Source organism: Vibrio sp. V31_P5A7T61, assembly GCF_009904895.1.
GTDB classification, from domain to species: domain Bacteria; phylum Pseudomonadota; class Gammaproteobacteria; order Enterobacterales; family Vibrionaceae; genus Vibrio; species Vibrio metschnikovii.
Window position 1 is genome coordinate 67,808 of the sequence record NZ_WXWI01000021.1, and the last position, 26,401, is coordinate 94,208.

Annotated in this window: 24 protein-coding genes; 12 read left to right on the plus strand and 12 right to left on the minus strand. The window is 43.6% G+C overall.

Translation table 11 applies throughout. The features are described 5' to 3' along the window. Positions 1 to 51 precede the first annotated feature (51 nt). Positions 52 to 1,656 (minus strand): NAD(P)/FAD-dependent oxidoreductase, encoded by a 1,605-nt coding sequence (locus CAG58_RS03860; RefSeq protein ID WP_161425586.1) that lies wholly within the window; start codon positions 1,654 to 1,656, stop codon positions 52 to 54. A gap of 225 nt (positions 1,657 to 1,881) precedes the next feature. On the opposite strand from CAG58_RS03860, the gene fdxA reads away from it, so the two are divergent. Beyond that, a complete protein-coding gene (fdxA, locus tag CAG58_RS03865) occupies positions 1,882 to 2,205 on the plus strand; it encodes a ferredoxin FdxA (protein ID WP_154168352.1) in 324 nt (107 codons plus the stop codon). A 119-nt stretch (positions 2,206 to 2,324) separates the two neighbouring features. Here the strand turns inward: fdxA and CAG58_RS03870 are convergent, their stop codons facing one another. Then, on the minus strand, positions 2,325 to 3,059 hold the full coding sequence (locus tag CAG58_RS03870) for an RNA methyltransferase (protein ID WP_161425587.1): 735 nt from the start codon (positions 3,057 to 3,059) through the stop codon (positions 2,325 to 2,327). 84 nt (positions 3,060 to 3,143) lie between these two features. Continuing rightward, on the minus strand, positions 3,144 to 3,602 hold the full coding sequence (locus tag CAG58_RS03875; protein ID WP_161425588.1) for a PACE efflux transporter: 459 nt from the start codon (positions 3,600 to 3,602) through the stop codon (positions 3,144 to 3,146). 89 nt (positions 3,603 to 3,691) lie between these two features. Between CAG58_RS03875 and CAG58_RS03880 the strand changes: the two genes are divergently transcribed. Both CAG58_RS03880 and CAG58_RS03885 read left to right on the plus strand, forming a co-directional pair. Then, the gene (locus tag CAG58_RS03880; RefSeq protein ID WP_161425589.1) at positions 3,692 to 4,579 is read left to right on the plus strand and encodes a LysR family transcriptional regulator; all 888 of its coding nucleotides are present in this window, start codon (positions 3,692 to 3,694) and stop codon (positions 4,577 to 4,579) included. 199 nt (positions 4,580 to 4,778) lie between these two features. Next, entirely contained in the window at positions 4,779 to 5,084 is a 306-nt protein-coding gene (locus CAG58_RS03885; RefSeq protein WP_161429713.1) for a DUF6482 family protein, read from the plus strand. Positions 5,085 to 5,170: 86 nt separating this feature from the next. On the opposite strand, the gene blaCARB is transcribed toward CAG58_RS03885, so the two are convergent. Beyond that, on the minus strand, positions 5,171 to 6,061 hold the full coding sequence (gene blaCARB, locus CAG58_RS03890) for a CARB/PSE/RTG family carbenicillin-hydrolyzing class A beta-lactamase (protein ID WP_161425410.1): 891 nt from the start codon (positions 6,059 to 6,061) through the stop codon (positions 5,171 to 5,173). Between the two features lie 160 nt (positions 6,062 to 6,221). On the opposite strand from blaCARB, the gene CAG58_RS03895 reads away from it, so the two are divergent. Next, the gene (locus CAG58_RS03895) at positions 6,222 to 6,758 is read left to right on the plus strand and encodes a TrmH family RNA methyltransferase (protein WP_161425409.1); all 537 of its coding nucleotides are present in this window, start codon (positions 6,222 to 6,224) and stop codon (positions 6,756 to 6,758) included. 113 nt (positions 6,759 to 6,871) lie between these two features. On the opposite strand, the gene CAG58_RS03900 is transcribed toward CAG58_RS03895, so the two are convergent. Genes CAG58_RS03900 through budA form a run of 3 tightly spaced genes read right to left on the minus strand, consistent with a single transcriptional unit; the run spans position 6,872 to position 10,151 of the window. Continuing rightward, on the minus strand, positions 6,872 to 7,630 hold the full coding sequence (locus CAG58_RS03900) for an SDR family NAD(P)-dependent oxidoreductase (protein ID WP_154168365.1): 759 nt from the start codon (positions 7,628 to 7,630) through the stop codon (positions 6,872 to 6,874). Further along, positions 7,627 to 9,333 carry an acetolactate synthase AlsS gene (alsS, locus tag CAG58_RS03905; protein WP_004395404.1) on the minus strand — a complete coding sequence of 569 codons (1,707 nt, stop codon included), beginning with the start codon at positions 9,331 to 9,333 and terminating at the stop codon, positions 7,627 to 7,629. Before alsS ends, CAG58_RS03900 begins: the two co-directional genes overlap by 4 nt. Before the next feature lie 32 nt (positions 9,334 to 9,365). After that, the gene (gene budA / locus CAG58_RS03910; RefSeq protein WP_161429714.1) at positions 9,366 to 10,151 is read right to left on the minus strand and encodes an acetolactate decarboxylase; all 786 of its coding nucleotides are present in this window, start codon (positions 10,149 to 10,151) and stop codon (positions 9,366 to 9,368) included. A 108-nt stretch (positions 10,152 to 10,259) separates the two neighbouring features. Between budA and CAG58_RS03915 the strand changes: the two genes are divergently transcribed. The 6 genes from CAG58_RS03915 (at position 10,260) to cdd (ending at position 15,453) form a co-directional block, all read left to right on the plus strand. Then, complete coding sequence (locus CAG58_RS03915) at positions 10,260 to 11,147, plus strand: LysR family transcriptional regulator (protein ID WP_158138370.1); 888 nt, start codon at positions 10,260 to 10,262, stop codon at positions 11,145 to 11,147. A gap of 55 nt (positions 11,148 to 11,202) precedes the next feature. Further along, the gene (locus tag CAG58_RS03920; protein ID WP_161426337.1) at positions 11,203 to 11,589 is read left to right on the plus strand and encodes a thiol-disulfide oxidoreductase DCC family protein; all 387 of its coding nucleotides are present in this window, start codon (positions 11,203 to 11,205) and stop codon (positions 11,587 to 11,589) included. A 274-nt stretch (positions 11,590 to 11,863) separates the two neighbouring features. Then, on the plus strand, positions 11,864 to 13,306 hold the full coding sequence (gene sbcB, locus CAG58_RS03925; protein WP_161426336.1) for an exodeoxyribonuclease I: 1,443 nt from the start codon (positions 11,864 to 11,866) through the stop codon (positions 13,304 to 13,306). A 32-nt stretch (positions 13,307 to 13,338) separates the two neighbouring features. Next, a complete protein-coding gene (locus tag CAG58_RS03930; protein ID WP_161426335.1) occupies positions 13,339 to 13,725 on the plus strand; it encodes a CidA/LrgA family protein in 387 nt (128 codons plus the stop codon). Further along, the gene (locus CAG58_RS03935; protein ID WP_161426334.1) at positions 13,725 to 14,402 is read left to right on the plus strand and encodes a CidB/LrgB family autolysis modulator; all 678 of its coding nucleotides are present in this window, start codon (positions 13,725 to 13,727) and stop codon (positions 14,400 to 14,402) included. The genes CAG58_RS03930 and CAG58_RS03935 overlap by 1 nt, the downstream gene beginning before the upstream one ends. A 163-nt stretch (positions 14,403 to 14,565) precedes the next feature. Continuing rightward, positions 14,566 to 15,453, plus strand: coding sequence for a cytidine deaminase (gene cdd, locus CAG58_RS03940; protein ID WP_154168375.1), 888 nt, complete (start codon positions 14,566 to 14,568; stop codon positions 15,451 to 15,453). A gap of 33 nt (positions 15,454 to 15,486) precedes the next feature. On the opposite strand, the gene CAG58_RS03945 is transcribed toward cdd, so the two are convergent. Beyond that, positions 15,487 to 18,180: an EAL domain-containing protein gene (locus CAG58_RS03945; protein ID WP_161426610.1), complete on the minus strand. Its 2,694-nt coding sequence runs from the start codon at positions 18,178 to 18,180 to the stop codon at positions 15,487 to 15,489. Positions 18,181 to 18,504: 324 nt separating this feature from the next. On the opposite strand from CAG58_RS03945, the gene purT reads away from it, so the two are divergent. Continuing rightward, positions 18,505 to 19,680 carry a formate-dependent phosphoribosylglycinamide formyltransferase gene (purT, locus tag CAG58_RS03950; protein WP_154168377.1) on the plus strand — a complete coding sequence of 392 codons (1,176 nt, stop codon included), beginning with the start codon at positions 18,505 to 18,507 and terminating at the stop codon, positions 19,678 to 19,680. A gap of 82 nt (positions 19,681 to 19,762) precedes the next feature. Here purT and CAG58_RS03955 read toward each other — a convergent pair whose 3' ends face one another. Next, a complete protein-coding gene (locus CAG58_RS03955; protein WP_158138367.1) occupies positions 19,763 to 21,067 on the minus strand; it encodes a methyl-accepting chemotaxis protein in 1,305 nt (434 codons plus the stop codon). Positions 21,068 to 21,202: 135 nt separating this feature from the next. Next, positions 21,203 to 21,850, minus strand: a complete 648-nt coding sequence (locus tag CAG58_RS03960; RefSeq protein WP_004395414.1) for a thiopurine S-methyltransferase — start codon at positions 21,848 to 21,850, stop codon at positions 21,203 to 21,205. Between the two features lie 326 nt (positions 21,851 to 22,176). On the opposite strand from CAG58_RS03960, the gene CAG58_RS03965 reads away from it, so the two are divergent. Next, positions 22,177 to 22,953, plus strand: a complete 777-nt coding sequence (locus CAG58_RS03965) for a RelA/SpoT domain-containing protein (RefSeq protein WP_161426611.1) — start codon at positions 22,177 to 22,179, stop codon at positions 22,951 to 22,953. 122 nt (positions 22,954 to 23,075) lie between these two features. Here the strand turns inward: CAG58_RS03965 and CAG58_RS03970 are convergent, their stop codons facing one another. Beyond that, positions 23,076 to 25,493 carry a M9 family metallopeptidase gene (locus tag CAG58_RS03970; RefSeq protein WP_161426612.1) on the minus strand — a complete coding sequence of 806 codons (2,418 nt, stop codon included), beginning with the start codon at positions 25,491 to 25,493 and terminating at the stop codon, positions 23,076 to 23,078. Positions 25,494 to 25,821: 328 nt separating this feature from the next. Next, positions 25,822 to 26,118 (minus strand): integration host factor subunit alpha, encoded by a 297-nt coding sequence (gene ihfA, locus CAG58_RS03975; protein ID WP_004395417.1) that lies wholly within the window; start codon positions 26,116 to 26,118, stop codon positions 25,822 to 25,824. Between the last annotated feature and the right edge of the window lie 283 nt (positions 26,119 to 26,401).

Consider the following 26,401-nt stretch of genomic DNA (forward strand, 5'->3'; position numbering starts at 1 on the left):
CCCGAAGAGCGCTTTTGATGATGCAGTACTGAGGTTATGTCTCGCTGTTCGTTACACTTTTAACATATCGCGTGCCACCGCCTCAGCAACTTTAATTCCATCAATCCCGGCAGATAAAATACCGCCAGCGTAACCAGCGCCTTCACCCGCAGGATAAAATCCTTGTAAGTTAATGCTTTGGAAATCTTTACCACGTTTGATACAGATAGGTGATGACGTCCGGGTTTCTACGCCAGTTAATAAACCATCATCCGAGGCAAAGCCTTTGATTTGGCGATCAAACGCGGGAATGGCTTCACGAATTGCTTCAATCGCAAACGCCGGTAACGCTTTCGATAAATCGGTCAGTTTAATACCGGGAGTAAAAGAAGGCTCAACATCGCCGAGAGCATTTGGCTCACGCCCAGCCAGAAAATCACCTATTGTTTGTGCAGGCGCATCATAGTTGGCACCACCCAATTGGTAAGCGCCCGACTCCAATTCACGTTGGAAACGAATCCCTGCTAATGGGTCACCAGGATAATCACGCTCAGGATCAATACCAACGACGATCGCACTGTTTGCATTGCGCTCAGCACGAGAATATTGACTCATGCCATTCGTGACTACGCGCCCTTCTTCTGATGTGGCGGCGACCACGGTTCCCCCCGGACACATACAGAAGCTGTATACCGTACGACCATTTTTACAATGATGAACCAATTTGTAATCGGCAGCGCCCAAAATCGGGTGGCCAGCACTTGGGCCAAAACGCGCCTCATCGATCATCGATTGTTTATGTTCAATCCGAAAACCAACCGAAAACGGTTTAGCTTCCATATAAACGCCGCGTTGATAAAGCATTTCAAACGTATCACGTGCACTATGACCAACGGCAAGTACAACATGACGAGAATGCAGGACCTCACCATTGGACAAGGTCACACCGGTGATTTTGCCATCTTGTTGATGAATATCATCCACTCGGGTGCTAAAACGAATTTCAGCGCCCAGTTCAAGAATCGTCGCGCGCATTTTTTCAATCATGGTCACCAATTTAAAGGTACCAATATGCGGCTTACTGACGTACATGATCTCTTCTGGCGCACCAGCAGCAACAAATTCAGTGATCACTTTGCGGCCATAAAAGTGAGGGTCTTTGACTTGGCTGTATAGCTTACCATCAGAGAAGGTCCCCGCTCCGCCTTCACCAAACTGAACATTCGATTCAGGGTTTAATGTCCGTTTACGCCAAAAACCGAACGTATCTTTGGTCCGCTCACGCACTTCTTTACCGCGCTCAACAATAATTGGCTTAAAGCCCATTTGTGCTAAAACCAACCCAGCAAATAAACCACAAGGACCAAAACCAATCACCACTGGACGCTCAGTCAAATCAGCCGGTGCTTGAGCAACAAATTTATATTCCATATCCGGTGTGATTCGAACATGAGGATCATCACTCAACGTTGCCAGCAACTCGGCTTCATTGGCAACTTCCACATCTAAAGTGTAAATCAACTGGATATTGTTTTTTTTACGAGCATCATAGCCACGTTTGAACAGAGTAAAAGAGAGCACTTGCTGTGCAGGAATACGCAATTTTTTGGCAATCGCCTCGCGTAGTTCGCCTTCTTCGTGTGTCAAAGGAAGTCTGATTTCAGTTAAACGTATCATGAAGTGGTGTCTCGTATCGGTTGGTGTCTTAGCTAGAGCCATTAAGGCCCGGCTCACAATGGCGCGCATTTTACGAGAATTTGCTTGCTATGTCATACTAAATCCCGATTCAGCAAAGATTTGAGCCGATTGACAGTAACATTCTGTGCAGAGAATGTTGAATTTTGCCTTCGGATCCGTATCATGCCCCTTCTTCGTTTTTGACTGAGTAAAGAGCAACCTGTTATGGCGTTTGTAGTCACCGATAATTGTATACAATGTAAATACACAGATTGTGTGGCGGTATGTCCAGCCGATGCCTTTCACGAAGGTCCCAACTTTATGGTCATCAATCCGATTGAGTGCATCGACTGTGGCCTCTGTGTGCCGGAATGTGATGCGCAAGCGATTTTTCAAGAAGATGAATTGCCCGACGACCAAAAGCTATTTATTGAGCTTAATGCCGAGCTGGCGGAAATCTGGCCAACACAAACCGAAGTCAAGCCAGCCATGGATGAAGCAGCTAAATGGAATGGTGTGCCAAATAAGCTCTCAATGCTAGAGAAATAGCCCGGTTACCTGATTTTTGTCTCTCACAACAACACCAGCTTAGCGCTGGTGTTTTGCTTTATACCCAAACAACGTGGAGTAGCCATATCAAATAACCATAGGGTACACAAAAATAATGATTAGCTATGCTGACGACGCATATTATCCAGAATAATTCCTGTCGCCATCGCCACGTTCAATGACTCTGCTCCACCAAATGCCGGAATGGTAATTTTATCAGTTACCCATTGCGCAGCCGGTTCGCGGACACCATGAGATTCACTGCCCATCAACAAAATTCCTTGGGCACTAAAGGAGGTTGCATGGACACTTTCCCCCTCTAAAAACGCACCATAAATGGGCAAATTGGCTTGTGCCAAGTAATGGGGTAAATCCACCAAACTCACCTGAACGCGACCAAAACTGCCCATAGTTGCACTGATGGTTTTCGGATTATAAGGATCAGCGCAATCGAGACTGGCAACAATATGTTTAATCCCATACCAATCCGCGACTCGAATAATCGTACCTAAATTACCAGGGTCAGAAACACCATCTAAAGCAATCATTAAACCTTGTGCTTTGGGGACTTCAACCTTTGGGATCTCGACCACGGCTATCGCCGCATTATTACTGACCAACGTACTGGCTTTGGTCAACTCATCCAATGACGCCTCAGTGCAAGCGTAACCGACTAAACTCTTCGCATGCAGGTTAAGAAACTCAGCGGTAGCAAAAATGTGCTGAACGTTAAAGGTGCAATGAGTTAATTCAAGGACGTTTTTTTCACCCTGAACCAAAAATAGGCCGTGCGCTTTACGCTGTTTTTTTTGCCCTAACGCGCGCAGTAATTTGAGTTGGTTTTTTGAAATCATAATTTTATCCCAGATGAAAGCGCGCCGATTATAAAGTAAAGCGCCCTAGAGCTAAAGGGCGCTAGGGCGTTGTGGTAACAATCGTTACGAAGAAATTCTCTTCGTTTCTACTCTCTTTCCTATTTTTAACCATTTAGCTAGTGCACGATAAGGCTGATATTTATCGTATAACCAGTTAAATACTAAGGTATAAAAGAGGAAAAACGTAATAAAGACCGCTTCTAAAGCTAAGGTTTCTAATAACGACATTTGTAAAAACCAGCCAACAAACGGAATCGTGATCAGTAATAACCCGCCTTCAAAGCCAAGTGTATGACCAATGCGCATCATTAAACCACGTTGAATCCGCTCACCACCAAACCACCTATCAAAATACACGTTATAAATATAGTTCCATACTGTCGCGGTAACACTCAGAATGATACTCACTAACGCCATATCACCCGTTCCTTTACCAGAAAACCACGCAGCAAGGGGCACCATCATTAATAGTGCAATAATTTCGAAAACCACAGCGTGAAAAATACGCTCATTCCGACCCATGATGAATTACCTCAATTCAACTATTCAAGAGTCATCATTTTATCTACAATAAGGATACTTCAAAGTTAGATACCATCGGTAAAAACGATATGTTCAACATCGATCAGCTGCGTGCTTTTGTCAAAACCGTAGAAACAGGCTCGTTTTCCTCAGCAGCAAGAGAACTTGGCAAAGCACAATCAGTGATCAGTCAGCACATCATCAATATGGAATTAGATTGCGGGGTCGATCTCTTTGATCGCAGTGGACGTTACCCAAAGCTAACCGCTAAAGGGGAAGAGTTAATGCCTTATGCACAAGCGACATTGATTCAGCTTGCTCGCATGAGTAGTAAAGCATCACAGCTCTATACCCCTGATGCCCATCAATTAATTTTAGCGGTGGATGAAGGGATTCCACTCGCTAAACTGCCGATTGCTTTACGTCAATTAGAACAAGCCTTTCCTCACCTTCAGATCGAGTGCTTAATGGCCTCAAGCCGCGATATTATTGAGTTAGTCGAATCAGGACGCGCCACCACTGGACTGATTTTAAGTGAACCAGACTTACCCACTTGCTTAGATTTTTTCAGTTTAGGTCATATCGCCTTTGATGTATTTGTCGCTAAACATCATCCACTGGCTAACATACCGATTACACACATTGATGAGTTAAGACAATATCGACAGCTCACCGTGCGCTCTAAAAACAGTCAATTTAGTAGCTTAAATCAAGCCTTTAGTCCGGACATTTGGTACACCGATAACTATTACACAGTTCTAGAATTGGCGGTGAACGGCTTTGGCTGGTCCTTTTTACCTAACCATCTCGCGCAAAGCGTGCCCAATGCACTGACTCGAATAAATGGCACGTTCACCAACTTTGCATGGGAGGTTAATATTGACCTGATTCAACACCAAAAATGGAATACCGATCCTTTGCACCAGCAAGCACGTAAAGCTTTGTTAAGCTTATTTAATGACTCGACGGATGAATAACGCGCGTCATCTATACCCAAACAACTTGGAGTTGCAGGTAGGCGGCAAGTGAGCTCATCTCCATAAGCATAGACAGACGATGTGATTGGGGTGAATGAACGTAGCCAACACCGCTGCAGCTTCAAGTACGAAGGGGATATAACATTGAGTGATCGCCTCTCAATAAGCCAACGTATTGGTTAATAATCAAGGAGGAATCATGAGACAAACACTGACCACGCTAGAACAGTACTTTTATATCAATAAGTTAATTATTCACGCATTAGATATGGCGCTTTATCAAGCGTCAGTAATTATTGATGACCAAGAGTATTGGGTAGTCGATAACAACGATAATCTGTTAAAGGCCCACTCTATCGTAGAAATGCAAAAACGTTGCAGAAAGCTGAATACACAGCAGCAAGTGCTACGCCATCAAAGTCCTTATGATGAGATGATTGGCACCCCAACTCGACAAGGTGATAATACTCTCGAAGTCCCTCTTCGTGATAATGGTTACTACTAAAGATAAAAACCGTAAGAGTGGTGGTGAAAAAAGTCGTAGGGATTTTTTCACCACCATTTTTTTATGCTTGTCTGTTATACCATTACTTACTGATCGCGGTGATAATCATTGCTGTCGATATAGTTATCAAAAATCGCTTTTCCAATCTTAACGATTGCCTGATTTCGCTGCTCGATTGATGCTTCTGTTTGAGCGATATAGATACTAATAATAATTGGTGATTGCGTTTTGCTCCAAACGATAGCAGTAATACTCCTTGCGCCAAAACCTCCAGCACCAGAACGATCGCCTATTCCCCAACCATTAGGTAATACCGAACGCAATAAGTTATCCGTGACTTGATTATTTATCATCCACATTAACAATTTTTGTTGGCTCGATTCAGAAAGTACAGATCCAAATAGTAGTTCATGGAGAGTAATGACCATTGCATTTGGCGTGGTCGTATCTCGAAGATCATTCAGTAATCCTTGATTCAAATCCGGTTCGATACGATCTAAGCGGGTGACTTCGTCACCCATTGCTCTGATAAAACTGGTAATGCTTTCTGTGCCGCCGACAGCCTTAATAATCATATTAGCGGCCGTATTATCACTCGTAGACATCGTTGCCTGACAAGCATCATCGAGTGTTATTTCTTGGCCTACGTATTGCTCGATAATCGGCGAATACGTAACAAGATCATTTTCTTCTATCTTTACTTTACTAAGCGGATCAATATCACCTTGCTCTGAATCATGTAATAACTTGGCACAGGCGATTGTTTTAAAAGTACTTGTCAGAGGGAACCGTTCCTCTCCTCGATAATTCCAATGTTCATCGGTTTCGGTATTAAAAACAGCGACACCTATACGAGCAGAAAGTTGCTCCTCGATTGATCTTACCTCTTGCTCGACTCGCGTTAACTTTTCGCTAAAGGCAAACGATGCTGAAGGCATTAAAATTGAAAGGGCTAAAAAAACGCTTAGTATTCTCATAATGACACGCTCATAACTTAGATTGATCACCATTCTACCGATAAATTATCTACAATAAAATCAATAGGAACAGTACGTACTCCTATTCGATTCAATATTTTGCTTATCCTCTAAGATTTTGGCGCTATACTGCTCGCCCCAATTTTAAGAGGAAAACGTTGTGAACAATGAAACGTCAGTGATCATTGGCTTATGTAACCCGAAAAGCCCAACCAATGTCGGTGGTGTACTGCGTGCGGTGGGGTGTTATCAAGCTGATGCGATTCGTTATACGGGAACCCGTTACGACCGAGCAGTGAAACTGCAAACGGACACCAAAAACCGTCAAAATAGCATTCCCATGATCGCCGTCACTGATATCACCGCAAATTTACCGAGTGGTTGCAAAATTGTTTGTGTGGAACTGGCAGAAGGCGCGACGCCACTGCCTGAGTTTGTTCACCCTCCACAGGCGCTTTATGTATTTGGTCCTGAAGATGGCTCTATTCCTCAAGCCATTATCAATCAAGCCGATGATGTAGTCTATGTCCCGACCGTGGGCTGTATGAATTTAGCCGCTAGTGTTAATGTATTACTGTATGACCGACTTGCCAAAACTAACGCTGACATCGATCATCAACAGCAAATCATTACCAATCGCGATGTCAAAAACCGCTTGAAGTTTCAGCGCAACAAACTCAATCCAGCGAATGATTAATCGAAAACTCTCTATCTCTTCCCTCATCACTGTGTTTTGATTCATTCGAACAAAAAGCCAGTACGCTCTACACTCATACTGGCTTTGCTGTGTAAATCATCGTGAATTGCGGATTAGACGATTTTCGGTTGCCCATCTGAGGCCGTCGCGCCACCATCAACGGGCAAATTCACACCATTGATAAATGAAGCATCATCACTGGCTAAAAATGCGACTACCGCAGCTATCTCTTGTGGTTCAGCGGCACGCCCTAATGGGATGCGTTCATTAAATTTATCTCGCACTGAATCAGGCCAACCATTGGTCATATTGGTTTTCACTAAGCTTGGGCATACCGCATTGATGCGAACGCCAGCTAAACCATGGTCTAGCGCCATCGCACGCGTTAAATTGACGACGGCTCCTTTCGTTGCACAATAGAATGCTGCGCCCCAATCACCGCCTAAACCAGAAACCGATGCGGTGTTAACAATGCAGCCACGGGTTTTCAGTAATTCTGGTAAGGCAAATTTCGCGCAGTAAACCACCCCATCGATATTGACTGCCGAAATTTTCTGCCAGTCTTCTACGCTGCATTCCAGTACCGTTCCGGGAATATGAATCCCCGCGTTGTTGACTAAAATATCCAGTTGACCAAAGCGCTCTACGCAAGTTTGCACCAAGGCCGCCACTTGCTGGGCATTTGATACATCCACTTTTTGCGCGGCAACACGAGACTTATCAAAATACTCTAAAGCATTCAGCAACTGCTCTTGATCCCAGTCGGCTAGCATCAGTTGAACGCCTTCATCATATAAACGCTGTGCAATCGCTAAACCAATGCCATTAGCAGCACCGGTGATGATCGCGACTTTATTCGTTAACCCTTTCATAGTAACACTCCTTCATTATTGATTTGAAAAACAGGATCTTGATGCTGCTCACTACGAGCCTGCATGAGTTTGTAGTTGTCTGAGTAGTCGACTGGAATCGCGACAACTGCTGGCCCTTCGACTTCCATGGCTTGGCGAAGAATAGGCATTAATTGATCCGCTTGGGTCACGGCAAATCCATGCGCACCAAACGATTGCGCGTAAGCTTGAAAATCAATTGGGCCAAATTTTACCCCTGAGCTGCGCTGATATTTTTGTTGCTCCTGCATTTCGACCATGTTGTAAGCATGATCAACCCAGATAATATGGACAATGTTGCACTTTAAGCGCACCGCGGTTTCTAATTCCATGCTCGACTGCATAAAGCCACCATCACCAGAAACCGAGACCACTTTATGCCCAGGTTTTAATAGGCTCGCAGCAATCGCCCAAGGTAGCGCAACGCCCATGGTTTGCTGACCATTCGAGACCAACATCTGCCGAGCTCGAAAACAACTTAAATAGCGCGCAATCCAAATGTGAAAACTCCCCATATCAAGACATAATGTCGTATCGGGCGTGATGATCGCCTGCATGGTTTTAATCAAGCTTAAAGGGTGAAAACCTGCCGCCCGCTGTTTAATCGGATAGCTTTTGATAATATGCCTTTGCTGCGTCACTTCTTCTAAAATCGATAATGCCGTAGGCGATAAACGGACAAATTCCGTCATCTGTGCACAAAGGGCTTGTAACGTTGCTCCAATATGACCAATCATTTCAATACAAGGTTGGTAATGTTGTTGGTACTGTGCTGGTTCAATATCAATATGAATGATCGGGCAACGACGCGCATTCCATAGCTCTGGGTCGTATTCGATCGGGTTAAAGCCGATGGTGATGATTAAATCCGCATCTTGCAGTAACACATCTCCCGGCTGATTATTGAATAGTCCGACTCGGCCAGCAAAATGGTGATAGTAGTTAATATCCACCGCACCTGCCGCTTGATAAGTGCCAACCACCGGTAACTGCGTTTTTTGTAAAAATTGACTGATCATAGAGGCGGTGACTTGATCGCTCGCATGTAAGCCAAGCAGCACCACGCAGCGCTGCGCTTTACTGATCCGATTGGCTGCCTCTTCAACCGCCGCCAGATCGGCGTAACCGGTTGGGCGATAGCTAGGTGGGATGACTAAATCGGTCTCCGTTTGATCACTTAACACATCTTGCGGAACGCTGATAAAACATGCCCCTTGACGACCAGACTCGGCAATTCGAAACGCATTAGCCATGATTTCACTCGCCGCATCAACATGCTGGATCTCTGCGCTGTATTTGGTTACCGAGCGAAAAATGCTCACGGTATCCATACTCTGGTGAGTCTGTTTTTGCTGGTAAGTTCGTTTTACCGCACCACCAATAGCCAACATCGGATCGCCCTCGGCGTTAGCCGTTGCAACGCCAGTCACTAAATTTCCACACCCCGGTCCTGAGGTCGCCAAGGTGACTCCCGCTTTACCAGTTAAGCGACCCATGATACCAGCCATAAACGCGCCATTGGCTTCATGTCTCACCGGGATCAGCTCAATGCGGGTATCTTCAAGTGCGTCAAATAACCGATCAATTTTGGCACCGGGTATACCGAACACATAACGAACGCCTAAAGTTTCTAGCTGCTGTGCGATTAACTGCGCGCCATTGCGCAAGGTATGATGAGAGGACATAACGTTTCCTTTTTGACTGACAAAGTATTGGATTATTTTTCAGCCGCTTCGATGGCGGAATAAAGATCTTTTGGCATCAGATCGGCATCAAGAAACTCGCTCGATATCGGTGTATCAATCACTAAGCGCGACACACGACCGATTTGTAAAAAACCCGATGAAACAGCGTAATCCTGAACATGACCGCCCCCCGTTCTCGCTTGATCAATAAAGTGCTCATGGTAACCGGGGACATTAATCCCCGTGGTGTATCGCGGACTGCGAAACCCCGCCATCACCCCCGATTGATGTTCAAAATGAAACGTTGGCTGCTGTTTGATCGCTTCGAGCATCGGCCGATAAGGACGCTGCTGTTTAGGTACGGTGCGGGTTTGGACTAATGGAAAATCCCCTTCAAGCCGAATCGCGCAAAATACATTGTCACTAGGCACCAAACGATCGATGAGCTGATGCACTTCCTGACGAGTTAACGTGTCATTGATGGGCAATTCAATGTCTGGTTTAAAGAAAGTAAACACCGCAAAAGGCGTTTTTTGATCAAGTTGAGCAGGATGCGCTGAGCCATTAGCGTGCAATTGAAATACTTGACTATCAAAAGCGATCAATTCGCCATCCAATTGATTAAATGTTCCTAAACCGAAGTCTCCGTGCTTAAGCAGTTCGGCAATGGTTGTCGAACCTTCATAGACACCAGCAATCAAGGCACTCATCAAGGAAGTCTGATAAATCTCCCCTTCTCCCGAACCTTGCTGATAATGAGCAAATTGTTGTGCAATTTGTTGAGTACAAGAACAGACCGCAGAGATAAAACGTTGCATCATTCAATCCTAATATGAACTAAAGCGTATATTTAGATTGACTTGTCATGCGCAACAAATCCAATATAAAAAAGATTTATTTTGATATAAAAAAAATATGGATGAACCATGGAATTTCGCTACATGAAGTATTTTGTCGCAGTCGCCAAAGCCAAGCATTTTACCCGCGCTGCTGAGCAGTTAGGCATCGCCCAGCCACCACTCAGTCAACAGATCAAAAAGTTAGAGGATGAGCTTGGGGTCACTCTGTTTAAGCGCCTGCCTCGCGGCGTTGAGCTCACGACCGCCGGTGAAGTGTTTTATCATGACGCACAGCATATTTTAGAAGAAGTTGAACGCTGCCAACGTAAGTTAGAACAAATTGCACGCGGTGAAAAACAGGAACTGCGTATCGGTTTTGCCTCCTCAACCGCCAGTAGCCGTAGCGTTTTAGAGAATATCCGCCAATTGCATGAACAGTGTCCAACTCTCCATTTAATTGCCGTTGAGCACTCAATGCCTGAGCTCGTTACGTTACTTAAACAACAACGTCTAGAGCTGGCTTTTCTGCGCTTGCCTTGTTATGCCAGTGAGTCACTCAACCAACAGATCTTATTTGATGATCCTTTTGTAGCTGTCATGCCGATTAATCATCGATTGGCGGCTCATTCAACACTTTATTTGGCGCAGTTGCATAATGAGAATGTGCTGATGTTTCCTAGAGATACTGGACCCGCGTTATACGATCGTATTGAGGCAGCTTTACATCATGCCGGCGTACATATAGCTCAGCCTTACGCTGCACCACAACTGCGTACCGCGATTACCATGGCACAAGCCGGTTTTGGTATCGCCATTGTACCGTTATCTTTAACTGAGCATCTCGACCAATCCGTCGTTATACAACACCTCAACGACATGCCTTTTGTCAGCCAGGTCGCATTGGTATGGAATAGCCGGCATCATCACCCGTTAATTAATACCAGCATCCAATGTATGCGCAGCCCTAAACAGTGATCGACACCGTCACGAAGACGTATAATAAGCATGATAATTTTAACCGGACCCAAGCATGACTAAATTAACTTTATTTTATGACGCCACTTGCCCATTGTGCGTTAAAGAAATGGATACTCTTAGGCGACTAGATAAAAAACAATCGCTTAAGATGATTGATATTTATAGTGAGGATATTGCCGCTTATCCACAGATTGATATCAAGCAAGCGGGCACTATTTTGCATGCTCTCGATGAGTCTCAACAGTTAATCCTTGGCTTAGACGCGGTGCATCGTGCTTGGCAATTGGTCGGAAAAGGTTGGATTTATGCTCCACTACGTTGGCGATTGATTAAACCTTTGGCCGATAAAGCGTATTTGTATTTTGCCAAACACCGTTATCGTTTTTCATTTTGGTTAACTGGCACCGCTAAATGCACTAATAACCAATGTTCGCGTTAACTATTTTTCTTTAGCGCCTAGATTGACATCAATTGAAAGCCAGTTGCTTGTGCAAAGCGCGATCGCTCTTGCATTGTCAGTGGATATGATCAGATACTTAGCCTATCAATACTGCTCAATCATTTTCTAGTGACCGAATACTAATACTCCGCCGATCTCGCTAACCAGATCGTGCCATTGGTTACTGGCTGTGGTTGTATCGTAATGTCCAAACCGACGTCATGAATGAGAGCAGCAACTCTCTTTATCAATCGACGGAAAGATAAGGCCTACTTTGAAAAATTCCAGACCTCACAACGCAGATCATCAACCGACATTCTTCTTTTTAGATTATGAAACGTGGGGGACGAGCCCAGCCAAAGATCGTCCCAGCCAGTTTGCTGGTGTGCGTACCGATATGGACTTTAATATCATTGGCGAGCCGCTGGTCATCTATTGTCAACTGCCCAGCGACTATTTGCCCTCACCAGAAGCCGCTTTGATAACGGGTATTACGCCACAAAAAGCGATGGCAGAAGGGTTGCCAGAACCAGAATTTATTGCCCGCATTCATGCTGAACTAGCCACACCTAATACCACCAGTTTAGGCTATAACAGCATTCGTTTTGATGATGAAGTAACTCGCTATACCTGTTATCGGAATTTTATTGACCCCTACGCTTGGAGTTGGCAACAAGGCAACTCACGCTGGGATTTACTTGATGTGATGCGTGCTTGCCATGCTTTGCGCCCAGAAGGTATTGAATGGCCTGAAAACCAAGAAGGCTTTACCAGTTTTAAACTGGAGCACCTTTCTAAAGCCAATGGTATAGAACACAGCAATGCTCACGATGCGATGGCTGATGTGATTGCCACCATTGAGCTCGCAAAAAAAATCAAAGCAGCACAGCCTAAGCTGTTTGATTATTTCTTATCGATGCGCCATAAGCGTAAGCTGATTGATTTGGTTGATATTGTTAACATGACGCCATTAATGCATGTCTCTGGCATGCTAGGACGTGAGCGCAGTTACACCAGTTGGGTTGTACCTATTGCTTGGCACCCCACCAATCAAAATGCCGTAATCGTGGTCGATTTGGCGAAAAATCCCGAGCCGTTATTCGAATTAACCAGCGAGCAACTCTTACAGCGCCTCTATACTAAACATGATGACTTGGCAGAGGGTGAGCTACCTGCGCCAGTTAAGTTGATTCATTTGAATAAGTGCCCCATCTTAGCGCCAGCGAAAACCCTTACCGCTGAAAATGCCGCCACCATAGGTATTAACCGCGAGCAGTGCTTGGCTCATCTTTCGCAAATTCGTCAACAACCAACATTGCGTGAAAAGTTAGTGGATGTGTTTAGTGCTGAACGTGATTTTTCAGCCAGCAGTGATGTCGATAGCCAACTCTATGATGGGTTCTTTTCTCCTTCCGATCGCGCGGCAATGGACATTATTCGCTCTGCGGCGCCGGAGTCACTCGCTGATTTAGATATTCAATTCAGTGATCAACGCATTGCGCCCCTGCTGTTTCGTTATCGAGCTCGTCATTATCCTTGGACACTCAATGAAACAGAGCAGCGCCGCTGGGCAAGCCATTGTCAAGATTACTTTGCTACTCAGTTACCAAGTTATATGCTCAACTTAGAAAATTTGGTCGAGCAACATCAACACGATGCTAAAAAAATCGCCATACTGAAAGCGGTGTATCATTATGTTGAAGCGCTGGCTTCTTAAACGGCTTATAAAAAGAAGGCTTTATTAACGCTATGATACCTAACTTAGCCAAATTATTGAAAACGACCGCGCAGTACGTAGTCTCAATGGGACTGATTTTCCTCTGTCTTTGGGCTGGAGTTAGCCTACAACAATGGTTAGGAATTACGATTCCAGGCAGTATTTTTGGCTTGTTGATTTTATTTGCTTTACTGGCTAGCGGTCTCGTTCCCGTCGACTGGGTTCGGCCCAGCGCGCATCTTTTTATCCGTTATATGATTTTGCTGTTCGTACCGATCAGCGTCGGTTTGATGGTCCATTTTGATAGGTTATCCGCTAATCTTTGGCCGATTCTCGCCAGTGCGATTGGCGGTACCGCTTTGGTTTTAGTTTCTCTTGGCTATGTGCTTGATCGCTTTCTCAAAAGAGGCAAAAAATAATGTGGTTACTGGTTACGCTGATGGTGTTTTTTTTCGCTCGTTGGGTAGCACAAAAATACCGTTCACCTTTGGTCAACCCATTGTTGATCTGCATCGCTATCTTAATTCCGTTACTGATCGTTTTAGAGGTTCCTTACCAAGTCTACTACGCCGATAACCATTGGATCAGTGATTTACTCCAGCCAGCCGTCGTGGCGCTCGCTTATCCCCTCTATGAGCAATTACCACAAATCCGTTCGAATTGGCGGATTATTCTATTAGCCTGTGGGGTGGGAAGTATTATGTCCATGCTCACGGCCAGTATTATTGCCTTATCAATGCAAGCGGATGTCGCGTTAGTCGCTGCCTTGATGGGCAAATCCGTCACCACACCGATTGCCATGGAAGTGAGCAGTAATTTGGGTGGAGAGCCCGCTATCGCCGCCATTCTTGTCCTGTTGGTGGGGTTATTTGGCGCGATTATGGCCTACCCGATTTATAACCTGCTTAATATTACCCACCCGATTGCCAGAGGCTTAACCACAGGGACTATTGCTCACGCGCTAGGAACGGCTACCTGCGCTGAAAAAGATCCTCGAGACGCGGCGTTCAGCTCGTTGGCTCTTGTGCTCTGTGGTGTAATCACCTCCATTTTAGCTCCCGGCTTGTTTGCTTTTAGTCTATGGCTTTTTTATTAAACTCGCCTTGTTGAGGTTTTGGGAAATTCGATGGGTATTATGTGTGACCTCACTCTAATTATGAAAAATGAAATCAATTTACATTTAAAAAAGTGATAAAAATCACAGATTGGTCGCGATAATTATCTAAAATGGAGCTCAATTGACCAATTAAGGATGAATTATGCATAGCCGAATTGAACAGGCATTATCACCAATGCCAGCCGCGCTTACCGAGTATCTAACGCCCATCGTCACGGCTGATCATTTTGATGCCACCCTTTCTGCTGATCAATTCAATCAATTACTCGCCTTATCGGGATTAAGTGACGCCGATCTCAGAGTCGCTTTATTGCCACTCGCTGCCGCTTATGCGTACGTACCTATTTCAAATTTTCATGTGGGGGCGATTGCTCGAGGAGTGAGTGGACGACTCTATTTTGGCGCTAACATGGAATTCTCTGGAGCACAGCTAGGACAAACGATTCATGCAGAGCAAGCCGCGATCAGCCATGCGTGGATGAAGGGTGAACAAGGTCTAGCCAGTATGACCGTTAACTATAGTCCTTGTGGTCACTGCCGACAGTTTATGAATGAACTGAACACCGCTCCCTCTTTAACCATTCAACTGCCACAACGTGAAGAAAAGTCCTTACAGTATTATTTACCTGAATCTTTTGGTCCAAGTGATTTGGGAATTCAATCTGCATTAATGACCCCGATTGATCATGGTTACCGTAGTGATGATCAAGATGCGTTAATTCAAACCGCCATCGGCGCACTCAATCGTAGTCATGCCCCTTATACTAATAATCTCAGTGGCGTAGCTTTGCGCAGTGCTTCTGGTGCTGAATACAGCGGCGCTTATGCCGAGAATGCCGCTTTTAATCCAAGCTTACCACCGTTACAAGTCGCGTTAATCCAATTGCGTATGGCAGGGGAAGAATTCACCGACTTAGCGGGCGCTGCGTTAGTCGAGATGGCACAAGGTCAAATCAGCCATTTAGCCGATACACAAGCCACGTTAGAAACGATTAATCCAGACCTTCCATTGTCTTATCTTGCGTTGTAACCATGACGTTCCAACCCTACATCGCTCGTCGGTTTAGGGTTGGAGTAGTGTCAAAAAATGCTCCTTTGCCTGCTCCGAAGTCATCGGTTTATAAAAATAGTATCCTTGGATTTCATCAATATCCCACACCAGCAATTGCCTAAGCTGATCGACACTTTCAACACCTTCAGCAACCGTCGTCATACCCAGCTCTTGAGCCATATAGATAATATTTTTAATCAGTATTTGCGCTTTTTGATTATCTTCCAGACGATCAATATAAGATTTGTCCAATTTGACAATGTCTAATGGGAAATTACACAACGAACTAAAAGAAGAATAACCGGTACCAAAATCATCGAGGGCAAGTTGCACTCCTAGAGCTTTAATGGTTTGCATCCGTTGAATGATATCTTCTTCTGCACCCAATAAAATACTTTCTGTTAATTCAAGCACCAGTTGCCTAGGATGCAGTTGGTAATGATGAATCAGACGTTTTAATGTATCAACTAAGCTATTATGATGAAAATGTGGACTGGAAATATTGACATGAATACTCAAATGATGACTTTCATGGTGAGGTAAACTCTGAATAAATTGGCAAGCTTTATCAAGGATTTGCTCTCCGAGCTCAACAATTAATTTTCTCTGCTCAGCCACAGGAATAAAAACTTCAGGGAAAAGCAAACCAAGCTGTGGATGCTGCCAACGAGCAAGCGCTTCAAAACCTACTAATTCACCCGATGAGGCTTTTACAATCGGCTGATAATAGGCCATAAATTGGCCTTCTTTTAGCGCAGAGATAATATCTCGATGTATCACTAATAATGTCTCTGCGCGTTGAGTATCTTCTGCACTGACCATAGTGACAAATACACTGGAGCGATGGTGAGTCGCCGCATAATCAGCACCACGAGATAAACGCTCAAAATCCTTCATTCCAATAGACGAAGAGACTAAAGTCGCTTTTAAGCCAAGATCGCACTCAATATCTTCTAGCACAATTTTCTGGCGATAAATCGTTAAAATGCGATTGCCCTTTTGTATTAACTCATCTTGGGAATCCGTACTTAATACCATAAAGGCATGCTCACTCACCCGTCCTATCGAGAGATCAGGAAATGTATGTTTTAAAGTCGTCGCAAGATGCTGCACAGCCCTATCATAATAATCATGACCATATACCGCCTCTATCTCTTTTAATCGTGCTGCGTATAAGTAAAGAATACTAAACGGAGGGTGATTAAGTAATAATTGATTCGCATTGTCCACCAACGTAGGACGATTTAATAAACCTGAAACGGGATCATAATGGGTTAAGGTTTGGATTAATGCCGCTTGCTGCTTTTGCTCACTGATATCCTTCACCGATAACATAATAGACGTTTGATCACGATCATTGAGTAACGCCGCTTCCACCGAACAGATGATCTCAGTACCATTACTGCGCTTCATGGCTGTTTCAAAGTGATGCTGCCCTTGACTGAGTAAACGATAAAATTGATCGGAGCCACATTGAGTGTTGTGGCATCCACAGATACTGCCTATCGGTTGCCCAATCAGTTGCTCACGTTGAAACCCTAACAACATTAACAAGGTAGGGCTGACATCCACGATGATCTTATCAGTTAATAGGATCATCCCAACCGTATGTCCATGGTATAATGCGTCAAATTTTTGTAGTGTTTCTTGCAGTTTTTCTTGAGTTTGTGTTGAAGACTCGGCAAGTGCACTCACCCATTGAGTAATACGATCAAACTCATCAGTGTGTTTGTTCTTTATCGGAGCATCGACCGAGCTTAATAAGCTTTGCATCCCCTTCTCAAAATAACTGAATCGTTTACTGACGGTTATCCAAAAAATACCGTACATTCCTAGAGCAATAGCACTTGTAACCACCGTCATCACTACGATCAAACGAAAGAAAACTATTTTCGCTTGTTGAAAATACATTCTGGGTTCTATGGTTTTTAAGACACCAATCGGCTCATTTACAGCGCTTTTAAGTAGAGAATAGTGCGTTAAAAACTGTTCTGTTCGCTCAATGACCAATGAAGGTTCCGAAACACTCACCTCTGTCCACCATGTTAGTGCTTCAGAATCGGTAATCAGTTGATTGTCAGCCATTAAAATCGCTTGATAACGTTCAGGAAAACGTGCGGTCAAATCTTGAGCCCAAAGCATCCAACCGACCATGTCACTTTGACCACTATTATCTCTTACTGATGTGAGGCTTATAACCCATAGTTGCTGATCAACACGAATAAGACCGGAAAAACTTTGTTTATCACTATCTCTTCGTCTTTCCATCAAATGTAAATATTCTGTCACACTGTCCGAATTCAGCATTTGATCGGTAATGTGGCTAACCTCTGAGTCTGAAAAGCGTCCATAGGCTAACGAAAGCGTTCCCATCGGCTTAAGAAACACCATAATATCAACACCTAAAATATCTAGGCTTTCCTGTGTTAAATTACGTTCGACGTAAACCGTATCCTTATCAATCAAAAACAAATAAGTTTCATCCCAATGAGCCCAATCATAAGAGGCCTCTTCTTGACTCTTAATAATGGATTCAATTACCGATGAGGCCTGAGTGCTCGCTCGTCTAACCTCCATATTTTCTAACTCATATAAGCTATATAAGAAAAAATACCGAGTCAGCAATAAACTACTGAGTACTACGCCAACTAAACCTAGAGCAAAAAGTAAAGCTGTCTTTATTTCTAAATTAACCTTACGGATCATCGTCGTCTCTTCATTAACATCGCTCTTAGATATCCGATTTTAGTTGCTAAAACCGACACGTAACGTGATATTGCTCCACGATAAGTTAAGTATCCGACTAAAACCATCCATTTCACTTATTTCAATACCAACAGTATGGACTATCTCTGATCATTTCGCCGTTATGAAGCCTATGTCGTTGAGGTTTTAACGATCGATAATCGAGTGTTACCTTATGCCGCAAACGTTTTCTTTTTCATGCTGTTCCAGTATCATTGCCGCTGTTTTTATCTCTCAAGCGAAAGTCAATGTCATCTGGGCATTGAGTATGAATAAGGATTCTTTATGTTGGGAACGGCTACTCTCAATAGTGCAACACGGGTGCTATTACTTGGTTCAGGCGAACTCGGTAAGGAAGTCGCTATTGAATGTCAACGTCTTGGTTTAGAAGTCATTGCTTGTGATCGCTATGCGAATGCGCCTGCAATGCAAGTCGCACATCGCTACCATGTATTCGATATGCTTGATCCTCAAGCGCTACAGCAAGTCATCGAGCAAGAGCAACCACACTATATCGTGCCCGAAGTGGAAGCCATCGCCACGGATAAACTGGTCGAATTAGAAACACAAGGTTTCACGGTTATCCCAACCGCCAAAGCGACTCAATTGACGATGAATCGAGAAGGCATTCGCCGTCTCGCGGCTGAGCAGCTATCGCTACCAACCTCCAATTATCAATTTGCGGATAGCTATGAGCAATTCGTGCTCGCTGTCGAGCAAATTGGCTTACCTTGTGTCTGTAAACCGATCATGAGCTCTTCTGGTAAAGGTCAAAGTGTTTTAAAAAGCCCAGAAGATATTGAACAAGCATGGCACTATGCTCAACAAGGCGGACGTTCAGGTGCAGGTCGAGTAATCGTCGAAGGTTTTGTTGATTTTGATTATGAAATCACCTTATTAACGATTCGCGCTATCGATGGTGTCCATTTTTGCGCCCCTATCGGTCACCGACAAGAAGAGGGTGATTATCGTGAGTCTTGGCAGCCACAAGCAATGTCCGAAAATGCCTTAAAAGCCGCTGAATATGTTGCCGAGGAAATTGTTAATGCGCTTGGTGGCTATGGATTATTTGGTGTTGAATTGTTCGTCAAAGGCGACCAAGTCATTTTCAATGAGGTCTCCCCTCGACCACACGATACTGGTATGGTGACGATGATTTCGCAAGATTTATCGGAATTTGCACTGCACGTGCGGGCTTTTATCGGTTTACCCGTCGGAGCGATAACTCAATATGGGCCTTCAGCTTCAGCCGCTATTCTTGGTCAAGGTATCTCAAACAACATCCAATTTTCAGGATTGGATGATGCGCTGAGTGTACCAACCGCTCAGGTTCGTCTATTTGCGAAACCTGAGATTAATGGGCGTCGTCGTTTAGGTGTCGCTTTAACACGTGGTAAAACGACGACCGAAGCCACAGATCGAGCCATAGAATGCGCTAAAGCGATTAGTATTGAGTACTAATCGTATTACTGTCACTCAACAATAAATCGTGTCGATAACAAAAACAGCGTTCTCATTATGATCAGTAATGAGAACGGCAACACTATTTGATTTTTTCTATCGTCTCCGCAACGTACACCGCACCCTTACGTATTTCTTCAATCAATGTTTTGGTAATACTTAACTGGTTATTACACTCTGTCACCTTGGAACGCACACTGTCTAAACTCGCTTCTGAGGTTGTCGTTAATTCGGTATTTCTTTTTACAATGGCACTGATTTCATCGGTCGCTTTAGAGGTATTGGCTGCAAGTGAGCGGACTTCATCGGCAACGACCGCAAATCCACGGCCATACTCGCCAGCCCTCGCCGCTTCAATCGCCGCATTCAACGCCAATAAGTTGGTTTGATCAGCGATACTAGAAATGGTGGTCACAATTTGCACAATCTGTTTAGATTGCCCAGCTAATTGCCCCATTAGCTCATTGGCTTTATTGACCGTAGCTTCAATATCTTGTGCACTAGCAGCCGCATCGGCCACCATTTTTGAACCATCATGAGTTAGAGAAACCGTTTCTTGAGAACGCTGCTCGGCAATCAGAGTCGCCTCTTCTATCCGTTTTGACCTTTGTATTCTATCAGTTATATCACTAGCAAATTTAGTAACTCGAACGATCTTACCTTGATCATCAAAAATCGGATTGTAGGTCGCTTCTATCCAAATTTCCTCACCATACTTAGTCAAACGTTTAAATAATCCTGATTGAAACTTGCCTTTCGCTAATTCGCTCCAGAATTTAGGGTGTTCTTGATGAAATGATTCATCGCAAAAAATACGATGATGTTTACCGACAATCTCATTCAATTGATAACCAAGTGCCGTTAAGAAATTTTTATTGGCTTCAATAATTGTCCCATCCGGTGTGAAAGAGATCACCGCCATCGATTTATCCACAGCATTAAAAACGGCCGCCTGCGAATCTAATTTTTGTTTCGCTTTAGTCACATCACTGGCAATTTTAATCACCTTATAGACTTTACCTTGCTGATTTTTAATCGGTATATAGGTCGCTTCGATCCAAATTTCTTGCCCGCTTTTGGTTAAACGACTGAACGTTCCCGATTGAGATTGCCCTTGAGCAAGCTGCTGCCAAAAAGTTGAGTAAGCAGGTGAATCACTCAGTTTTTTAGCGCAGAACATTCGATGATGATGCCCTTTAATCTCTTCTAAACCATACCCTGTGACTTGTAAGAAAAGCTTATTCGCAGATAACACTTCACCTCGGGGGGTAAACTCGATGTAAGCGGTATGATTACCGATTGCCGCAAGAATATCGCCCGCAGCGATTAACTGGTCACGCTCTTGAGTAACTTGTTTTAATTGTTTGGACTGCTGATTAAAAAACATAAAACGATCCTTATTATCTACGGCTAAGGCTGAGGCTGAGGCTGAGGCTGAGGCTGAGGCTGAGGCTCAAAATAGAGCCTAATTAACAAATCCTTGATTACAGTTTATATCATTATGCCGAAAAGCCTTGGCTCTTTATGTTTTTATTAACCAGACCTCTTCAGCAAAATAACTGACTCCTTTTTTGACGCTTTCCGGATGCTGTGCATCCACTTCATCACGAGCTAAACGTTGGATATCAAAACCATTAAATAACTGACGAATTTCTTGTTCATTAACACTAAATGGTGGGCCACTGCGCTCTTCTTGAGGATAATCCAAACTGATCAGCAATATTCTACCTCCCGGCTTCAGTAAGCTTTTTAAGCGCTCAGCATAGTGTACTCGCATCTCTTCTGGGAGAGCGATTAAGGCCGCGCGATCATAAATAATATCAACCGGAGTCAATGGCGCGGTAAAAATATCCCCAGTATAAAGAGTCAGTTCATCAAATTGGTAACTCTCATGCTGTGCAGACAGTTGAGTCACTAATGGCGTATAAAAATGTTCAGCAAAAAAGGCTCTTACTGCTATTGGGCTAAGCTCAACACCTTGAACCTCATCATGTCTAGCGGCTAGCCAGACTAAGTCTTCACTTTTTCCACACAAAGGAACAAAAACGTTATCGCTACGTTGGGGTAACGTCGCTGACCAATATTCCATGAGTAATGGATTAACGTCATCAAGATGGAAACCAAGCTGATTCGCCGCCCATTTGTTATGCCAAAATTCTGGATCTCTCATTTTTCTCAACCATTGTATTATTCAAAGACGACTAGCTTACTGATACGCTAAAGTACGCAAAAGGCTGCATTATGCTGTTGTCATCAATAAGGCTCAACATCAAATGTGAAGGATATACATTTCTTTACATTCGAATGCGGAACTGTGGACCCAATCAAGAGTCTCAACACTGTGACCAAAGCCATATTATTGAAATAGAGAAGATACTTTAGGTTGAATTCGTTTCAGTCACCCCAACTTAAACCTTAGTGGCTTCTGTTTGTTGTTGGATTAGCGTTCTTTTAAGTCCTTCTTTTGACCTAAACAACGCAAGCTAAGGAGAATGAATGAGTCTATTGCTAAGAACGACGGCCCTCATGCTATTCATGTTAAGCCGAGCCCCTGCCTTCGCCGCAACCATTCCGGTCAATGTATCGTCTCAAACGCCTCAAGGAGAATATCAAAATGAAATCAATGCCCAACGCTTTAAGCATAGTTTAAGTGGTTTATACGGTATCCAAACCACGTATCACTCGGTCATTCAACCATACAGTAACTTTGATGAACTTTATCAAAAAGCGAGTGACGCTCAACCAGAGCTAGAAGCCTTATGTACTGGTACCGCAATGCTCACATCGGCTCAAGCCCTATTTTCTGGAACTAAATCTCGTTCAAGAGCGCTCGAAAAAATCGCATTAGAACTCAATGGCCAACCAGAACGAATTACTGATTTAGCACGCGCGACCATCATTGCTGACGATGTACCAAGTTTAGTCGAAGCTTATGAGGTGTTAGGACGCGAAGCGAGGATCGTGAAAGTAAAAAATCGCTTTAAAACACCAGCAGCCTCTGGCTACCGTGATTTAAATCTCTTAGTCGAATTACCAAAAAGTAAAATTATTGCCGAAGTTCAATTGCACTTAAAAGCCATCGCGGAAGTCAAAAGTGGCCCAGAGCATGCTTTATACGAACAAATACAGCATATAGAACGTAACGCCAGCCAAGAGCAAAGACCACTCACCGATTGGGAAGTAGCCAAAATCCATCAAATTCGCCATCAATCTCTCAACTTATATCAACAGGCTTGGCAGCCGTACATTACGACAAATATCCAAGCGGCTTAATTATCTCGATCACAATAAAGAACGCAGAGTCTAGATGGCTCTGCGTTCTTTTGTTGATGTTTTGTCTATGAACTCATTAGTTTTTGAGCAAACTAAACTGAGTTCAATGATTTTTATCGTGATTAATCGAAATAAACCACTAAGTCAACATTCTCACCTCGTGCTTGCGCATCCAAAGTGAAGTAGATATAACCGGCTTTTTCTATTGGCATCGATAGATATTCATGACTGTCTGATCGCACAGAGTTCCATTGATAGTCATCTCTACTTGGCCATGTGACTGGGCTTGCAAAGAGATCAACATTATTCGTGGTGGATTGTGTTGGCGTCATCCATATTTGGACACGTTGAACACCTTCAGGGACGTAAATCGCTGCATAACGACGCTGATTCACCATTAAGTTCTGTTTGACCTCAGCCTCAAGGCGTATCGGGTTCAAATCGTCAACTTCATGGCTTGGGGTGCTAGTTTGGTCATATTGGATCTGTGCCAATAGCTTGACATCAGAAAACGCCGCTCTCCCAGTGACACTAATATAATAACGACCAGCTTGTACATAACCATCCGCTTGAGGCTTAAAACTTAATATCTCATTACTACCAAGGGCAACATTACTGAATTGATAATCATAATAATGAGCGACTTTTTCATAACTCATGTATAAGTCCGCATCACCTTGCCCATCAATCGTAACCTGAAAGCTTAACGTGCGCTCAGGAACATCAATATAATAGAGTTGCTCAGAAAGATAATTACCGTACAATATTATCGCTTGATTAGCCTCTAACTCTATCGGTTGTGCCTCTTGTGGCTGCTCAGGTGTAGGATCCACCGTTTCTGGTTCTTCAAGCTCTAACGTATCTAACCAGCGCGAAAAGTCCTCATCATATTGAGTACCTAATTGTTTCACCACTTCTGCCCACTGTGCATATTGACCTTGTCTTGCCAACGCCAGCAAGCGATCCACCTCTTGAGGGTGCGCTTCTAACATATAGCGCACTGCGAGATAACCCCAACGGTAAATACGATTAGTATCATGAGAATAGGTGGTCGCCATAACATCAGAAAGGCTCATTTTCCCCTGTTGAATCGTGCGAATAGCAGCATCGTAACCTTGTTTATAATGCATGTATTCCGCAAAACCTTCTAACCACCAGACAATATGTCCATGAGCAAGGTTTTCGCCAAAACCGCCATATAAGTTAAATCGTCCATCCAAATAGTGGACATATTCATGTTCAAGGTTAAGAATTGATAGCGCATCTTCACCGTTAGCATAGCGATAAGCGATAAATCGTGCTCGATTATTCGGATCGGCTGGATTGCCCTCTAGATACTGACCACCATTATCCGTCGTGTTATTAAACAAAAATGCGGAATAATCGACGTAACTTTGGTTATTCGCAAACACCACAACTTCTACTTTGTCATTCAAATCGTCGGCTACCGGTAGACCACCGCTGTTGACAACCTGATGGAAATCTTGCTCTTTCGCGTTGAGAACCGAACAGACTTCACGCTCTTGTTGTATGGTCAAATCTTGCGAACGAACAATCGCTGGGCCATCACATTGGTGCCAATTAGGTAATATACGCGCTGCTAGGTTATCTTTTTGCGCTTCTATATTTATATCGGCAATCGCTTCTGGGGCGAAGTGCTGGAGCATCTCTACCGCTGCCAACCATAGCGTTTCATGTTCACTACCTAACGGGTAACGTTGTAACGTATCTAGCATCACTTGTTTCGCTTGTTGGCGAGTAACTAACTGAGAGGAAGCCAGTAACCGTCCTGTTTCTCGAATCGCATTAAAAACTAAAAATTTTGCGTCGGTGGTTAATGCCCACTGATTGTTTTGCGCAAACCGCTCCAAAGTATCAATATGTTGTGGATTGTGAGCTAAATATTGATAAAACTCATCTCGTCCGATATGACCGGCCATAGCTCTAAATAAATTATTTAAGCCATCAACCCATTGAGTATTTTGCGCAGTATCGGGGGTAAAGTGCTCTAATAACGCCATCATACTGTCCATCGTCAATGGCAGTTGTTTAATGCTATCCGCCATCAAACTCATGTTTTTAAAGGCACTAACTTGTTCTCGGCCTTGATTAACCACATGAGGAGAGCGCAGAAACTGATTGATTGTTTGTGCAATTCGCTCGTTTAATGCTTGAGAAAATGGCTGATGTTCACCTTGGGCATAAAAACGCACATAATAAGCAGCACGAATAAATTCACTTAAATTATTAATGATCTTCGCTTGATCCGCCTGCCCTTGATACTGACCAACGTGAGTCATTAAGTCACGCTGAATGGCTGCAATACTCTGTTCGCTGTATAAATCGTTGAAGCTATCTACTCCAGCGCTATACCATGAACTATAGCAAGTGTGGTCTGCATGTTTAATACTGGCTAACCGATCATCGGCCTGAGCTAATTCAGAAAAATAACAATGGTTATCAGCTAAACTGGCCGAAGAAAAAGCCAATAAACAGGCTAGCATTAATGGATGTTGACGACGTAAAGAAAAAGGAACCATATAACTCACTCCAAAGCGTAAGTGAGCTTTCCTAACGACTTGGATAAAAACCTAATTAGGTACGCCATTCATAGAAGGCCATTCTATAGCCTATTAAGACGGTACAGACATTAGTAGCATCCAGTTGCTTAGGTAAGCTTAAACTTAGGCGCTTTATTATTGATTGAACAGAGGCGTGGTTATACGGATAACGGCGGGGATATGAAACTAGGTTGATTTAAAAACAAGAGACTGCTTCCAAAACAGAAGTTAAGAAAGGCTTTTCTATCAACAGGTTAAGTAAAAACACCGAGGCCATACTTAACGTATGGCCTGATGCGATGTATTGCTATTTTACCACTTGAATATTTTCGACACGGGCTTTTAACTTCTGTCCTGGACGAAATGTAACGACACGCCGAGCTGAAATCGGAATATCTTCTCCAGTTTTAGGGTTTCGACCTGGCCTTTCACTTTTATCTCGCAGATCGAAATTACCGAAACCAGACAGTTTTACTTGTTCGCCATTCTCAAGTGCTTTACGAATTTCTTCAAAAAATACTTCTACCGTGTCCTTGGCATCCCGTTTACTAAACCCTAGTTTTTCGAACAGGTTTTCAGCCAAATCGGCTTTTGTGAGCGCCATAAACTTTCCTCAAAGCTAGGTTAAACTTTGCTGCATTAAGCAGCATAAAAATCATTTTTGTTCAGCCAATCAAAGACATATCGGCTCTGTTGAAAAGTGTATGCCAAGCTTATGATTTTCGCCAACTTTTTTATTATGAAGGATATCGACTGGGAAGCCTTTAGAATGGTACATTTTGCATACAGTCGTGAAATTAAAAACTTAATTGATTAAAAATAAAAAATTTAAATCTAAATTTATACATAAAATAAGACTATTAGAGACTATAACACTAAAAAAACAA

Bases quoted from the DNA above. Each gene is read 5' to 3' on its own strand.
- CAG58_RS03860 (WP_161425586.1), bottom strand. From the start codon at position 1,656: ATGATACGTTTAACTGAAATCAGACTTCCTTTGACACACGAAGAAGGC.
- fdxA (WP_154168352.1), top strand. From the start codon at position 1,882: ATGGCGTTTGTAGTCACCGATAATTGTATACAATGTAAATACACAGAT.
- CAG58_RS03870 (WP_161425587.1), bottom strand. From the start codon at position 3,059: ATGATTTCAAAAAACCAACTCAAATTACTGCGCGCGTTAGGGCAAAAA.
- CAG58_RS03875 (WP_161425588.1), bottom strand. From the start codon at position 3,602: ATGGGTCGGAATGAGCGTATTTTTCACGCTGTGGTTTTCGAAATTATT.
- CAG58_RS03880 (WP_161425589.1), top strand. From the start codon at position 3,692: ATGTTCAACATCGATCAGCTGCGTGCTTTTGTCAAAACCGTAGAAACA.
- CAG58_RS03885 (WP_161429713.1), top strand. From the start codon at position 4,779: ATGAGACAAACACTGACCACGCTAGAACAGTACTTTTATATCAATAAG.
- blaCARB (WP_161425410.1), bottom strand. From the start codon at position 6,061: ATGAGAATACTAAGCGTTTTTTTAGCCCTTTCAATTTTAATGCCTTCA.
- CAG58_RS03900 (WP_154168365.1), bottom strand. From the start codon at position 7,630: ATGAAAGGGTTAACGAATAAAGTCGCGATCATCACCGGTGCTGCTAAT.
- alsS (WP_004395404.1), bottom strand. From the start codon at position 9,333: ATGTCCTCTCATCATACCTTGCGCAATGGCGCGCAGTTAATCGCACAG.
- budA (WP_161429714.1), bottom strand. From the start codon at position 10,151: ATGCAACGTTTTATCTCTGCGGTCTGTTCTTGTACTCAACAAATTGCA.
- CAG58_RS03915 (WP_158138370.1), top strand. From the start codon at position 10,260: ATGGAATTTCGCTACATGAAGTATTTTGTCGCAGTCGCCAAAGCCAAG.
- CAG58_RS03920 (WP_161426337.1), top strand. From the start codon at position 11,203: ATGACTAAATTAACTTTATTTTATGACGCCACTTGCCCATTGTGCGTT.
- CAG58_RS03930 (WP_161426335.1), top strand. From the start codon at position 13,339: ATGATACCTAACTTAGCCAAATTATTGAAAACGACCGCGCAGTACGTA.
- CAG58_RS03935 (WP_161426334.1), top strand. From the start codon at position 13,725: ATGTGGTTACTGGTTACGCTGATGGTGTTTTTTTTCGCTCGTTGGGTA.
- cdd (WP_154168375.1), top strand. From the start codon at position 14,566: ATGCATAGCCGAATTGAACAGGCATTATCACCAATGCCAGCCGCGCTT.
- CAG58_RS03945 (WP_161426610.1), bottom strand. From the start codon at position 18,180: ATGATCCGTAAGGTTAATTTAGAAATAAAGACAGCTTTACTTTTTGCT.
- purT (WP_154168377.1), top strand. From the start codon at position 18,505: ATGTTGGGAACGGCTACTCTCAATAGTGCAACACGGGTGCTATTACTT.
- CAG58_RS03955 (WP_158138367.1), bottom strand. From the start codon at position 21,067: ATGTTTTTTAATCAGCAGTCCAAACAATTAAAACAAGTTACTCAAGAG.
- CAG58_RS03960 (WP_004395414.1), bottom strand. From the start codon at position 21,850: ATGAGAGATCCAGAATTTTGGCATAACAAATGGGCGGCGAATCAGCTT.
- CAG58_RS03965 (WP_161426611.1), top strand. From the start codon at position 22,177: ATGAGTCTATTGCTAAGAACGACGGCCCTCATGCTATTCATGTTAAGC.
- CAG58_RS03970 (WP_161426612.1), bottom strand. From the start codon at position 25,493: ATGGTTCCTTTTTCTTTACGTCGTCAACATCCATTAATGCTAGCCTGT.
- ihfA (WP_004395417.1), bottom strand. From the start codon at position 26,118: ATGGCGCTCACAAAAGCCGATTTGGCTGAAAACCTGTTCGAAAAACTA.